Origin of the sequence: Rhodococcus sp. LB1, assembly GCF_001583455.1 — a bacterium.
Lineage (GTDB): Bacteria > Actinomycetota > Actinomycetes > Mycobacteriales > Mycobacteriaceae > Rhodococcus_F > Rhodococcus_F opacus.
This window is the reverse complement of sequence record NZ_LTCZ01000106.1, coordinates 1-13392: the sequence shown is the minus strand read 5'-3', so window position 1 is coordinate 13392 and position 13392 is coordinate 1. Positions and strand designations below refer to the sequence as shown.

11 protein-coding genes and 1 pseudogene are annotated in these 13392 nt (G+C 66.3%); 2 read left to right on the top strand and 10 right to left on the bottom strand.

Features of this window, described 5'->3' with window-relative positions; translation table 11 throughout:
* From AZG88_RS17215 to AZG88_RS17205, 3 genes and pseudogenes are all read right to left on the bottom strand, one after another.
* A pseudogene (locus AZG88_RS17215) lies at nt 1-699 on the bottom strand (acyl-CoA dehydrogenase family protein); the annotation flags it as partial.
* Nucleotides 700-852: 153 nt separating this feature from the next.
* Nucleotides 853-2301 (bottom strand): APC family permease, encoded by a 1449-nt coding sequence (locus tag AZG88_RS17210; protein WP_061698365.1) that lies wholly within the window; start codon nt 2299-2301, stop codon nt 853-855.
* A gap of 291 nt (nt 2302-2592) precedes the next feature.
* Nucleotides 2593-3804 carry a cytochrome P450 gene (locus AZG88_RS17205; protein WP_061698364.1) on the bottom strand — a complete coding sequence of 404 codons (1212 nt, stop codon included), beginning with the start codon at nt 3802-3804 and terminating at the stop codon, nt 2593-2595.
* A gap of 77 nt (nt 3805-3881) precedes the next feature.
* On the opposite strand from AZG88_RS17205, the gene AZG88_RS17200 reads away from it, so the two are divergent.
* Nucleotides 3882-4670, top strand: a complete 789-nt coding sequence (locus AZG88_RS17200) for a FadR/GntR family transcriptional regulator (protein ID WP_061698363.1) — start codon at nt 3882-3884, stop codon at nt 4668-4670.
* A gap of 278 nt (nt 4671-4948) precedes the next feature.
* Here the strand turns inward: AZG88_RS17200 and AZG88_RS55020 are convergent, their stop codons facing one another.
* Genes AZG88_RS55020 through AZG88_RS17180 form a run of 4 tightly spaced genes read right to left on the bottom strand, consistent with a single transcriptional unit; the run spans nt 4949 to nt 9111 of the window.
* Nucleotides 4949-5923: an acyl-CoA dehydrogenase family protein gene (locus AZG88_RS55020; RefSeq protein ID WP_061698362.1), complete on the bottom strand. Its 975-nt coding sequence runs from the start codon at nt 5921-5923 to the stop codon at nt 4949-4951.
* Nucleotides 5920-6999 (bottom strand): acyl-CoA dehydrogenase family protein, encoded by a 1080-nt coding sequence (locus tag AZG88_RS17190; protein WP_061698367.1) that lies wholly within the window; start codon nt 6997-6999, stop codon nt 5920-5922. The genes AZG88_RS55020 and AZG88_RS17190 overlap by 4 nt, the downstream gene beginning before the upstream one ends.
* Nucleotides 7000-7013: 14 nt before the next feature.
* On the bottom strand, nt 7014-7808 hold the full coding sequence (locus AZG88_RS17185; RefSeq protein ID WP_061698361.1) for an enoyl-CoA hydratase/isomerase family protein: 795 nt from the start codon (nt 7806-7808) through the stop codon (nt 7014-7016).
* A 55-nt stretch (nt 7809-7863) separates the two neighbouring features.
* Nucleotides 7864-9111, bottom strand: coding sequence for a CaiB/BaiF CoA transferase family protein (locus AZG88_RS17180; RefSeq protein WP_269455042.1), 1248 nt, complete (start codon nt 9109-9111; stop codon nt 7864-7866).
* Between the two features lie 70 nt (nt 9112-9181).
* On the opposite strand from AZG88_RS17180, the gene AZG88_RS17175 reads away from it, so the two are divergent.
* Nucleotides 9182-10069 (top strand): LysR substrate-binding domain-containing protein, encoded by an 888-nt coding sequence (locus AZG88_RS17175; protein WP_061698360.1) that lies wholly within the window; start codon nt 9182-9184, stop codon nt 10067-10069.
* Between the two features lie 129 nt (nt 10070-10198).
* Here AZG88_RS17175 and AZG88_RS17170 read toward each other — a convergent pair whose 3' ends face one another.
* From AZG88_RS17170 to AZG88_RS17160, 3 genes are all read right to left on the bottom strand, one after another.
* Complete coding sequence (locus AZG88_RS17170; protein WP_061698359.1) at nt 10199-10957, bottom strand: hypothetical protein; 759 nt, start codon at nt 10955-10957, stop codon at nt 10199-10201.
* Between the two features lie 145 nt (nt 10958-11102).
* On the bottom strand, nt 11103-11489 hold the full coding sequence (locus AZG88_RS17165) for an ester cyclase (protein ID WP_156517516.1): 387 nt from the start codon (nt 11487-11489) through the stop codon (nt 11103-11105).
* 290 nt (nt 11490-11779) lie between these two features.
* On the bottom strand, nt 11780-13084 hold the full coding sequence (locus AZG88_RS17160) for a flavin monoamine oxidase family protein (RefSeq protein WP_061698357.1): 1305 nt from the start codon (nt 13082-13084) through the stop codon (nt 11780-11782).
* Nucleotides 13085-13392 lie beyond the last annotated feature (308 nt).

Genomic DNA, 13392 nt, shown 5'->3' with positions numbered 1-13392 from the left:
GCACGAGTCATCGCACCGGACGCCTGCGCTCCGATGATCAGCCGTTCCTGCACCAGCTGCGCCATCAGCTGCCCGAAACCCTGCCCCTCCTCACCGAGCAGGTTCGACACCGGCACCCGCACGTCGGTGAACGACAACTCCGACGTGTCGGCGCCGTGCTGACCGACCTTGTCCAGGACCCGCCCGACAGCGAACCCGGGGCAGTCCCGCAGATCGACGATCAGCAGCGCCACCCCCTTGGCGCCGGCCTTCGGATCGGTCTTGACCGCCAGCACGATCATGTCGGCGGACGCGCCGTTGGTGATGAACGTCTTCGACCCGTTGACGACGTACTCGTCGCCGTCCCGGACGGCGGTGGTCTTGATCGCCTTGAGGTCCGATCCGGCGCCGGGCTCGGTCATGCCGATGGCACCGAGGATCTCCCCGGTCGCCATCCCCGGCAGCCAGGTCTTCTTCTGCTCCTCGGTGCCGTACTCGAGGAGGTAGTGCGCCACGATCCCCGAATGCACCGAGATGCCGAGCGCCAGGTCGCCGGCATAGCCCTGGGCCTCGAACACGGCGAGGTCGTGTGCGAACGTGCCCCCACCGCCGCCGTACTCCTCCGGGATCGAGCAGCACAGCAACCCCAACTTGCCCGCCGCGAGCCACACCGCACGNNTTGACCTCGTCGTCGTGCCACGACGGAATGTGTTTGTTCATGGTGTTTCTTTCTCGGAGGTGTCGTTGTGCGGGCTCCGCGGTCGGGAGCCACGCGGGGCGTGGTCGAGGCCGCTGTGTTCAACGGTTGGGGCGCGGTGAAGTGGCTGGAAGGATGTGTCCTTCCAGCCACCACGGTTTTCAGATTCGAACTCGTCAGACCTCCTCGACCTGGGCGACCGGTTGCGGAGAGACTTCCACCGCGGTGCTCGGCGCTTGTCTGCGCTTGGTGATCGCAAAAACGGCGAGGAGGACGGCGAGGACGATCAGCACGATCCAGGACATGGCGTTCGCCGGCGCTGGTGGTGGGTTGATCACCCCGTTGATGTACATCCATGCTGTCGCCACTGCGCCGAAGACGGACGCGCCGATCAGCAACGGCCGGTACTCATGCGCCCGCACGGTGAGGACGATGGCGCCGACGGTGATCAGGACGTATGGGAGCACCCACAGGTACACGACTAGAGGAGCGACGGTGTAGTACGCCGACACCACATCTCCCGCGGTAAAGACCAGGGCGGCGACGAGGACGAACCCGGCGACGGACATCACCGCGATGCTGACGAAGGGGCTGTGGTGGCGAGGATGGATCCTCCCCAGCGGAGCGGGCAGGAGACCGTCATCGGCGAGGGTCATGGCGAAACGCGCACCATAGTTGATGAAGCCGATCAGTGCGGCGAAGGTAGCGACCGCGAGGACCAGATCGCTGGCGGTGGCGACCCCGGAGCCGAGACCGGCATGCAGTGCCAGCGCCGCGGGAGCCGACATTCCGGCCTCCAGTTCGGCGGACGCCGCCTGCAGCCCCGGGACCTGGAGAATCGTGACCAGGGGAAAGAGGCCGCCGAGGAGAACCGGGACGGACATGACCGCGAGAGGCACGTTGCGGCGGGGGTTGCGGGTCTCCGCGGCGAGTGCGGTACAGGATTCGAAGCCGACCAGGAAGGCAGCTCCGACGGCCATGCCCTGGAGCGTTCCGCTGAGGCTGAACTCGCTGAGGCTGAACTGATCGGCGAGATCGAGTCCGGTCTTGGCGACGCTGGCGATGGTGATGACCAGGACGAGGGGGAACGACAACAGGGCCAGGGTCACCGCGATCCACACCGAGGTGTCGAGACCGCGGTAGGCGATCGCGGCGGCGAGGGCGAGAGCGACGAGGAAGATTGCCAGTTGCGGCCCGAAGGACAGGGCGTTGTCGACCCCGTGTGAGAGCAGGAAGCTACCGGCGAAGATCCCGACGACGGCGGCGAGTGCTCCGATCGCGGCGATGAAACCGGCGAGTAGGGCGGCCGCGGTCAGGTATCGGGCCCAGGGGCCGAATACCTCTCCGATGTAGGAGTACAGCGATCCGGTGGCGACGTATCGCCGGGCGAAGGCGGTGACTGCTCGCCCGACGCAGATGACGGCGATCGTGGACAGTAGTGATGCCTGCCATGCATTGGTGCCGGCGGTGCTGAACACGAGCAGGGGCACCAAGGCGATGCCGACTGCGGGGAAGAAGGACGCCAGCGACAGTGAGACCAGGGAGGTCCTGCCCAACCGTCCCGTCTCGAGATGCGCCTGCTCGGTGAGGTCGGCGCCGGTTGTGGGCGTGGATGGGTTGGTCATTTCACGCCGCCTTCGTCGCCGTGCCGAGGCACGCCGTCCTCAGACAGTTCCGTCCATTTCTGTGGACGGTGGATTCTCGCTCGGTCATGTGAGCTCCTTCGGTGAGGGTGACTGACCGGGGTGTGATGACGCACACTCCGATCGATGAGCGAGAACGCTACTGCTGTGATACCGCTAACACAAGAAGTTTTATGTTAAAAGTATGGGCGGTAGGTTTCCCACGCGCCCTCGCCCGCGCAGGGCACCGCCGTGCCACCTGCCCGCGAGACGGCGTGCCGGTCACCACTGCCGTCAGTTCGGGCGTGCCGGAACGAAGCTCACGGGAAGCTCGATCGGGCCGGTGTTCCCGGTCGGCGGCCGATTACTGGGCGGCGCGGAGAATCGCGGCTGGGCCAGGCGCTGCGAAAGGGCTTGCAGCGCTTCGCGGATGTCGAGGCGGGCAACGAAGTGCCCGAGGCAGTGATGCCGCCCTCCCCCGAAACCGAAGTGGGGGGCGCGCTTGGCCGTGATGTCGAAGCTTGCGTCTCCGACTGCGAGGGGGTCGGTGCCGGAGGAGTAGGACATGAGGTGGAGCACCGTTCCCTCCGGGATGTCGACATCCTGGAAGGAGAAGTCCTCGATGGCCAGTCGGGTGGTCCAGTGGATCGTCGGGTTGAAGCGAATGACTTCCTCGACAGCTTGGGCGGCAAGTTCCGGCTGGTCGGCGAGCAGCGCCCATTGATCGGGATGCTCGACGAAGGCCTGCATCATCAGTCCGAGTTGACTGCGGGTGGTGTCCATGCCGCCGAAGATCAGGCTGGTGATCAGCTCCCGAAGTTCCTGATCGCTCAGCCGGTCCCCGTTCTCGTCCGTTGCGATAACCAGTTGCGAGACGAAGTCGTCGGTGGGCTGGCGGCGGCGCTGGGCGACGAGTTCGTCGGCGCGGGCATAGAGCGCGAGGATTGCGGCTTCGATCGTGGCTCGCTGCTCGGCGATCTCGGGGCCGAAGGCCAGCCCCATGTCGGACGAGAGCTGCGTGAGCTCGCGCCAGTCCCCTTCGGGTAGGGCGAGCAGCCGGCACAGGGCGCGAGACGAGTACGGTTCGGCGAAGTCCGTCATGAATTCGCATGCGCCGGAGTCGGCGAACTGGTCGATGACATCGTGGGCGAGTTCGCGGAAACTCTCGGTCATCGTCGCGATGACCGAGTGGGAGAACGCGGGGTTGACCAGCTTGCGGATGCGGGCATGATCCTCACCCTCCATGCCGACCAGGGAGTTCTTCCACCAGTCCGAGAGCACACCGTCGGTGATGCCGTTCTGTGCGGGCCACGACCAGCTTCCCTGCCGGAGGCGGCGATCCTTCAGCAGAGCGCCCACCTCACCGTGACGTAGGACAGCGATACCGTAAGTGGTTCGGGCATACCAGTTTTGCTCCCTGGCAGCACGGATCTCCTCGCCCATCGCAGAGAAACCCGGGTCGGTGATCTTCAGCAGATTGCCGTCGGTGGCAGATTCGATACTCATGTTTTAACTCTAACATTAGATGTTAGAGTTGCAAGTGCTCGACTTTGCCTTCTCTAGACCTATATGATGTGAAGATAATGGATACAAATGACTCGGCGTCCGATTCCCGGACCCCCTCACCGGCGTCCCTGCTCGTTCGCAGTGTCATCCTGTCCCCGATCGGCGGTGAGGGGCTGGTCGCGCAGACCGTTCGTCGGCTCGGCGATGCCATCGGCCTGGGCATCTTCGATGTCGGATCGCGACTTCCCTCCGAGTCGGAACTGGCCGACCAGCTGGGGATTTCCGCGATGACGTTGCGCGAAGCGCTGGCGGTGATGCGCGAAGCCGGCTATGTCGAGACCCGACGCGGTCGCCAGGGCGGCACCTATGTCAAACAGCTGGCACTGACGGTTCCCGAGCGCGAGGCGCAGAAGCGGATCGCGACGATCACCGACGAGTACATCACCGACCTCACCGATTACCGAGTCGCCATCGGCGGGGAGAGTGCGGCCCTGGCCGCCGAACGCGCGACGGCCGAGGATCTTGCCGGGATGCGGGATCTGATCGAACGTATGGACGCCGCAGAGGTATTCGAGGAATTTCGCAAGTGTGACGCAACCTTTCACGTCACCATCGCGTCCTGCACGCGGTCGCAGCGGCTGGCGCGGGCGGAGACGGAGGTGCAGGCAGAGTTGACCCCATTGATGGGGGCGTTCCGGGTGGGCCCGCAGGCGCGGCATACCTCCAATGACCAGCACCGCAAGATCTTCGCGGCGATCGAGGCCGGAGACGGCGAGCGGGCGCGCCGCCTGATGGCCGAGCACATGACCAGCAGCGCGGAAGCAATTCTGGGATTTACCCGCGCCGCGGCAAGCGCCGGCGGTTAATCCGAACTCAGTCGGTCGGGCGCGCGGGGGTGTGCCTGCGCGCCACTGTGTTTCAGGGTCTCTCGCCCCCTTGTTCCGGTCCCCCGAAGCCCAGGCGCGCGTGAACAAATGAAACACGCACGCCTGGGCCCGGGATCGACGGAGTGCGCTACCCTTCTGATCGCCGGCGCACTACCTCCTCCACGCCTGTTCGGGATGGCCCGCGGGGATCCCGGGGTGCCGCTCGCTCGGCCTGCCTGGCCCGATAGAGGGTCCGGGCGGAAGGGTGTGGCGGCCATCTAGAGCCGGTGCGTGTGCTCCGGCTCGCTCAGCGTCCACAGGTCGACCTCGCGGTTCGGGAGGGTGTGCACGCCCCAGCTGCGCTGATGCAGACCCTCGTCCCGGTCGGCCCAGAGCAGCAGGGTGTGTTGCCGGAGCGTGGCGTCTGCGGTCAATCCGAGGGCACCGTGCAGTTGGTGCGCCTGGGTGGCGACATCGGAGGCGACATCACAGGCTAGCGCTCGGGCTACGGTGGCAGCGAAGCGGATCCGATCGGGAGCTGCGGTGTGCAGTCGCCGCGCGAACTCGGCGATCGCCTCGTCGAGTTGCCGCTGCGCGATCGTCAGCCTTCCCAGCTCCTGAGCCACGGCGGGAAGCTTGATCAGTGGCCGGCCGAACTGGACCCGGCTGGAAACGTAGGCCCGCGCCTGCTCGATCGCGCCGCGGGCTGCGCCCGCGATTTCCTGGACGAGCAGGAACTGGGCCAGCACGCCGTCGGGTCGATCCCCGAGGTCCTCCGGGGGCTCGGTTCGGTGCAGCGGGCGGGCAGCGACGTCGCGGTCCACCGAACCCTGCGCCGCCCGGTCCTCGGTGGTGCCGTCGGCGCCGACAAAGGCGGTCGCGATCGGATCCCAGACCCCGAACGAGTGCGCGCTGACAACGATCGGCCCGGTGGCGATCGGCTCGGAGGCGAGGGCGCGCGCAACCAGGGTCTGGCGGACGGGAAGGGCGGCGCCGGCGTGGGCGAGGGCGCGGGTGACGGCGGCGGCGGCGTCGATGAGATCGGTCGCCTCGGCCAGCGCCTCGAAGCTGGTGGAGTCGACGTCTTCGAGGATCGTGGTCCATCCCAGTTCCTCGGCGGTCTTCCACTGGGCGTGGAAGTGTTCGGCCTCCGAGACGAGGCCGCCTGCGACCGGAAGTGCCCAGGTGGTCACCACATCGGCGACGGTCGCCGCGAGTTGTGCGGCTTCGTCGGTGAGAATCGTCGTGCTCATTGCATTTCCTTCGTGACGATGGACAGCATGACGGGGGCGGCGCCGCCGCGCAGGCCCGACTTCGGGGAGGTGATCACAGCCGCGTCGAACATTGCGCGTACGCGCCCATCGCACCGGCTCAGCAGGGGGCGGACGAAGTCGAGCATGGCCAGCTCGAGCCGGTTTCCGAGGTACTTGCTGGTGGCAGCCTGCGCGACCGGGCTGCGCCCGGCGTCGAGGTCGGCCGCGATGTTCCGCGCAAGAGAACGCAGCACCGTCAGCTGTGCGGTCAGCCCGCGAAGTGCGGCGCGGTCGGTGTCGTCGAGCACCCCGGTGTCGAGGACCGCGCCCAGGAGCGGGTACATCGACAGGAACCGTTCGGGGCCACCGCGTTCGAAGGCGAGCTGCGAGATGACCTGTTGCCAGCCGTGTCCCTCGGTACCGATCAGCCACCGATCGGGCACGTGGACCTCGTCGAAGACGACTTCGTTGAAGTGGTGTCCTCCGTCCATGCCGATGATCGGTTGCACGTGTACCCCGGGCGCGGAGGTGTCGACCACGAACTCACTCAGACCGGCGTGCCGGTCCTCGCTCTTGGAGGTGCGGGCCAGGACGTAGAGGTAGTCGGCGAAGTGGGCGCCGCTCGTCCAGACCTTGCGGCCGTTGATGACCCATCCCTCGTCGGTGCGGGTGGCGGTGGTTCGGACGGCGGCCAGGTCGGAGCCGGCGTCCGGTTCGCTCATCCCGAGTGCGAAGCTGATCTCGGCTCTGGCCAGGCGGGGACAGAATTCATCCTGGAGCGCCCGGCTGCCGTGGCGGATCAGGGTGGGGCCGATCTGCCGTTCGCCCGCCCAGTGGTAGGAAACCGGCGCGCCGGCCCGGAGTAGTTCCTCGGTGACCGCGAGTCGGGTGAGGTTCGATTCCGCGGCCCCGCCGAGGTCCTTTGGCCAGGTGAGCGCGAGTAGTCCGCGCCGCCCGAGTTCCTGGCTGAACGCGGGGTCGGCCTCGCCGCCCCAGGCGTCGCATCGGGGTTCGTAGTCCCAGTCGGCGCACAGTTCGCGCACCTTCGCGCGCAGCGATTGTTCTCGTGTAGTCATCGTGTCCTGGCTTGTCATCGTCCCTCGAAGGCGGGGGTTCGTCGGGTGGTGAAGGCGTCGAGCGCCTCGATCGAATCGGCAGTGGTCATCGCCACCGCCTGGTGTGAGGCGATGAGATCGAGTGCCGACCGCAGATCGCCGGTATCGGATTGGCGTACCGCGTTCTTGATCATCTGGACAGCCACGGGTGGCTGACGGGCGATCTGGGTGGCAAACTCCTCGAGTCGGGTGTCGAACTCGTCGGCGGCGCAGACTTCGTCGACGAGATTCCAGTCGAGGGCCTGTTCGGCGGTGACGAATTCGCCGGTCCACAGCAGGCGCAGTGCGCGGGGGCGGCCGATCAGCCGCGGGAGGTAGAAGCAGCCGCCGTCACCGGGTACCAGGCCGACGCGGATGTATCCCTCGGAGAACCGGGCGGCAGCTGAGGCGATCCGGTAGTCACACATCAGGGCCATATCCATCCCGGCGCCGACGGCGGGGCCGCTCACACCGGCAATTAGTGGTTTGGTCAGGTCGTCGACCGCGCGTGCCACCTGGTGGACGGTGTCGGTCATCAGTTTCCGGTTGGTCAGCGGTGTGCGATCGATCTCGCCGATGTCGGCGAGATCGGCTCCGGCGCAGAAGGCCTCACCAGTGCCGCGGACTACCACTACCCGCACCCGCTCGTCACGCTGGAACTCGCGCAGCGCGTGCGCCCAGTCCGCGAGCATGTCGACGGTGAAGGAGTTTTTCTTCTCGGGCCGGTTGAGGGTGATGCGCCCGATGTGGTTGTCGATGGTGACGACGAGGTCACCTCCGGAGAAGGTCATGACAGTGCGTCTCCATTCAGAGTGATGCGATAGGTCGGGGGTCGAGTGACTGTGGTCATGCCCGGCTCCGCTGCCGATGGTCGAGGTCGTCGAGGATTGACTCGGTGTGCTGTCCCTGTGCCGGGCAGTGTCGGCGCAGTTGGGCCGGTGTCTCGGAGTACCGGACCGGGTGTCCGATCAGCTGGTAGGGGCCCTCGGTGGGGTGTTCGGTCGTGGTCAGCAGACCGCCGTCCTGCGCGTAGCGGCTGGTCGCGCTCTCGGCGAGGCTGTAGACCGGATGCGCCGGAATGCTCGCGTCGTCGCACAGGCGCTGCCACTCGGCGGTGCTGAACTGTGCTGTCAGGGTGCGCATTCTGGCGTACAGGACATCGGAGTTCGCGACGCGGCCGGCCATGGTGGTGAACCGGGGATCGGTTGCCGCGGCGGGGTCGCCGGCGAATTCGAAGAAGTCCCGCCAGTTCGCGTCGTTGTAGGGCAGGATGCACATCCACCCGTCGGCGGTTCGGCAGGCCTTGCGTTCGCGGCTGAGTACCCGCCGGTATCCGTAATCGCTTTCGTCGGCCGGATCGAGGGTTGCTCCGGCGAGGTGTTCGACGAGATTGAAGGCGATCATGGTGTCCGCCATCGGGATTTCGATGTGCTGTCCGCGCCCGGTGCGGTCTCGGTAGTGCAATGCGGCGAGCACCGATTGCACCATCATCAGACCGCACACCTTGTCGGCCACCACCGAGGGGATGTAGTTCGGCTGGCCGGAGACTTGCTCGTTGAGCCACACCAGGCCGGTGGCCGCCTGGATGATGTCGTCGTAGGCGGCGTTGTCTCGCATCGCCGAGTCGGACCGAAACCCTTGTGCGGTGGAGTACACCAGACGTGGATTGACCGCGGCCACGTCCTCCCAGCCGAGCGAGAGTCGCTCGAGGGCGCCGGGACGGACATTGGTGATGAAGACATCCGCGGTCTCGAGCAACGCGAGCAGCGAATCCCGATCGGAGGCATTCTTGAGATCGAGTGTGACACTTCGCTTGTTGCGGTTGAGATTGAGGGTCGGCCCGCCCATCCCCGAATGACGTTTCGGTTCGAACTGTCGGGTGGGATCGCCGCCGGGAGCCTCGACCTTGATCACATCCGCACCGAGGTCACCGAACTGCTGACCGGCGTAGGGGCCCATGATCACCGTGGCCAGTTCGATCACGCGGAGCCCTTCCAGGGGGCCGCCTGCCGCACCGGGATGGGGGGATACTTCCCGCCCACCAGGGGGGATGGATGTTCTCGAACCGATCGAAACGGGGTTGTCATGCTTCACACCACAATGAAAACCTCAAAGCCTGTCGATATCCAATACTAATTGGGGCAGAATTCATATGATGGAAGATATGGATTTTTCGCGGCGGCTGCTGGAGCAGTTCGTCGTGGTCGCCGAAGAGCGTCACTTCACCCGCGCCGCCGAGCGCCTGTCCATGAGTCAGCCGCCCCTCACTCAGGCGATCAAACGCCTCGAGAAGACCATCGGGGTTCCGCTGCTGGAACGAAGCACCCGCCAGGTGCAACTCACCCCCGCCGGGAAAGCATTTGCTCTCGATGCACGACACCTCCTGGACGCACAGAGTTCGGCTGCCGAGCGTGCCAGGCGGATCGCGCAAGGAGCGGAGGGAACCCTCCGCCTCGGATTCATCAGCGGCGCCTCCTACGTCTCGGTCCCGCGTCTGATCAGCATGGTCCACGACAACCTGCCCGGGCTGCGCATCCACCTCTACCAACGCACCTCCGCCGAACTCGCCGACATGGTACGCAGCCGTCGGCTGGACTTCGCCATGGTGCGCGCTCCACTGTCCGACCCCGAGCATCTCGATATCCGGTTCCTGCACGACGAACCTCTGGTATGCGCACTGCCTGCCGAGCATGACCTCGCATCCCGCGACCGCATCGCCCTGGCCGACTTACAGCATCAGGATTTCGCGCTGCCATCCGCGACCGCGCTGCCCGAACTGACCCGGTTGATCTACTTGGGTTGCCGTGCTGGCGGTTTCGAGCCGAGAGACGGCGGGCGAGCAGACAGCCTGATGGGAATGCTCGGTTTGGTCGCGTCCGCGAACTGCGTGTGTCTAGTCCCACAAGAGATCCGCGACGGGACTGTTCCAGGGATTACCTACCGGCCTCTTGCCGCCGACGCCCCCCGCCTACAGACACTGGTCATCGCCAATGCGGCGCGCGATGACGCCCTGGTCGACCGCGTGATGACGCTCGTCGGGCACCCCGCCTAGTGCCCGGGAGCGAGCGCAGCCGCGCTGCGCTCCTCGCGGCACTCGTCGTACGAACCCCCGGTCCGGTATTCGGGCCCGCCCCGCCCGGGCCCGAATAACGGCCGAACAACGCGCCGTGTTGTCCGGGTGTCAGCCCGCCAGCGGTTCGGCGGCGGGGACGGGTTCGGCGGCGGGAGCGTTGATCGCGTCATAGAACTGGAGTGCGCTCGCAACGGCGACGGGCCCACCCACGATGACGGTTCCGGCGACCGCTCCGATCGCCCCAGCCGCAGCTCCGGTGACCAGGCATCCGCCGAGGAAACCGGGAACCGCGAGGGTACCGATTGTCGGGACGGCGACCGCGGATCCGACGAGCGCTCCTCCGGCAATGCATCCGATCCCGGCACCGATCGCCGTGCCGATCAAACTGCCCATCCCGACGCCGAGCGCAACTTCGGTACCGAAGTTGATGATGGCAGCGCTGAATTCCGGGGACCGCACGTCCAATGCGGTCAGCTGCAGTGGGAGCGCTGCATCCTTCAGCGGCGTGGCGGTGGCGGGTTCAGTGCTGGGAGTGAGGGTGGCGCTCCTGCCGTCGATCTGGGCGGCGATCGGCCATTCTTTCCCATCCCGTGAGTAGGTCAGCGGGAACCCGGCCACCAGATTCCCGGCGGCATCGAGTACCTGGAACTGGTTGCCCTGGGTGGTCAGCGAGCCGCCGTCGGTGGTCAGGACGACGGACTTGTCGACGATGCTCGCGGTGTAGTGGATACCGGGAAGGATCTCCGTTTCCAGCGCTGATGCATGGTGGGGGTCGGCCTGTTCCGGGGCGGCACTGGCGGTGCTGGTGGTGGCGACCGCTGCCGTAATGGCAAAGGCGGTCACCGCAATGAGGCGTGTCATCATCATTGGGGTCTCCATGGTGAAGGGGTGGGGAGTGGGCGTTCGAGTGTGAGTTGCGGGAGTGGTGCCGCCGGCGAACGTGGGGGCGCGGCGGTGCGTACAGCAACGGCGCCCTGAGAGGTCCCCGGGCGCCGCTGTGTTTACCTTCTGATCAGTTGTCGAAGACTCCGAGCTGACGCAGCAGCGTCCCCGAGTCCCAGTACGAGCGCTCTTCGAGCAACTGTCCTGCGGGGTTGCATTTGAGCAGGTTGACACCGCGTACCTCGATGCGGTTGCCGGTCGGTGCGATACCGTCGAGGTTCCCGGTATGGACTCCGGTCACGGTCCATTCGACGGTGGCCGTCTCACCATCGTCGGCGACGACGGAACTGTGGAACTCCATCGAGGAAAAGGCGTTCGCGAAGGCGCTCATCGCTTCGGCGATCGCCGCTCGGCCGGTGGCCGGGCCAGGTGAGGTCATGTCGTGCAGGACACCGTCTTCCGCGAAATGCGCGGCGATAGCCTCATGGGGCCGCTCGGCCGCCCATGCCTTATCCATGTCCTTGACGAAATTGTGCAAGCCGGGGCGCACGGGGATTCCCTTCTGTGCCCCCGGGTGGGCCGTGTTCACGCACGGCCAACCCGGGAAAATAGTGGTCGAGTGTGGGGTATGGGGGTGATCGGTGGCCGGCCCGTTCGGGGCCAATGCCCACGCCTGGATTGACGGCCGCGGCGATCCTTACGTGCCGTCGCTGCTGCGGCCGGGTTGGCACCCGGCGATCGACGAGCCCGCCGTCCGGACTTCCGGCGCACTGGCTGCCGATTCGCCGGAAAAGCCGGGTCGGGCTCTCAGGACTGCGGGGCGGCCTTCTGATCGCGGACCACGTTCCGGGCGGCGAGGGCGCCGCTTTCGAGAGCACCCTCGATCCACCCGACGAACGAGGGTGCGATGTCGCTGCCGGCGAAGTAGACGTGGCCGTGCGGCTTCTGGATGTCCGGGACTGCCGATGACAGCTGTCCGGGACGCATCATCATCCAGGTGCCCTGCGAGAATTCGTCGTCTGCCCAGTCGTGCCCGTCGGTGTCCACGACCTCGAGGTCGGGCACGTACGCGCGCAATGCGTCCTGGACCGCGTCCTTGTCGTCGGGGTCGATCGCAGTGGCGTCGGGACAGAAGCACACGATCAAGGTGTCACCGTCGAGGCGGTATTCGGTCATGGCGATGGTGATGGGGTTGGCCCCGAGCGGGGCGTAGGCGGTGAACGCTTCGATCTCGCCCTTGGCCCGGACCCACATCTTGCGGTTGCGCATCGGATGCCCCTCGTCGGCGAGGCGCTGGCTGCCCTCGCTCAACGCGGGCGAGAAGTCGATCGTGTTGAGGGCATTGACCGGGACGGTCACGATGACGGACTTGGCGCGGAACGTCTCCCCCGCCCGGGTGGTGACGAGCACTCCGTCGCCGTCGTTCGCGATGGCCGACACCGGAGTCGACAGCCGGATATCGGCGGAGGATTCGGCGGCAATCGCTTCGATCAGGCTCTTGGTTCCGGTCGCGATGCGCCAGTAGGCACCCGATTCCCACAGAACGCGCCAGTCACCGAAATACAGTGCGGCCCACCGGAGAATCTGCGATACCGCCTGCTGGTCGGGGGCGGCCACCGTGTAGGAGAGGATGCCGTCGAGCATGTCGCGTTCGGCCGGGTCGAGATCGAGTCGCTTCATCCGGTCGGTGAAGGTCTCCAGATCGATCTCCCCGATGTCCGTGGTGTGGACGTCGTGGGGATACGGGAAATGCTCGCGGGCGTCCTCGACGAACCGCTCCATGCCCGGGCCGGCGAGGGCGTCGAATTCCGCCTCGGTGCCCGAGTGCAGGGCGCCGTCGGCGAGCCAGTGAACGCGGTCGATCGGCACGGGGGTCGACAGTTCGAGACCGTGCCGCTGCATCTCCCGCCACAGGTTCGGCTGGGTCCAGTGCACGTAGGCGCCGCCGAGTTCCACCGCCCGCCCGATCTTGTCGTCGGTGTAGGTACGGCCGCCAATGCGATCGCGTCCCTCGAGAACGACGACCGACTTCCCCTCCGCGGTCAGGTCTCGGGCGGCGGTGACGCCGGCGAATCCGGCCCCCACGACAACTACGTCAAATACTTCGTTCATCGACACTCTCTCCTTCATCAACTATGAGCGCGATCACAACCTAACACCACATAACTTCATATACTAGAGGTTGTAGTCTTAATTTTTTTGGGTCTCGCTTCCCGCGTTCCGTTGGGCGACTGAGCTAGCGCGCCGGAGCTCCGCGGTATCGCGCACCTGTCCCTGGTCGAGCCAGCGTGCTGGCGTAGTCGTCGACGAAGTCTGGTGCCGAGGGACGCGTCCCAATCGGCGTCATGCGCTACACCCGCCGTTTCTGCGATGAAGATGCCGAAATAGCCGCCGAACGCGCCGTTCCCCGCGCCCACCGT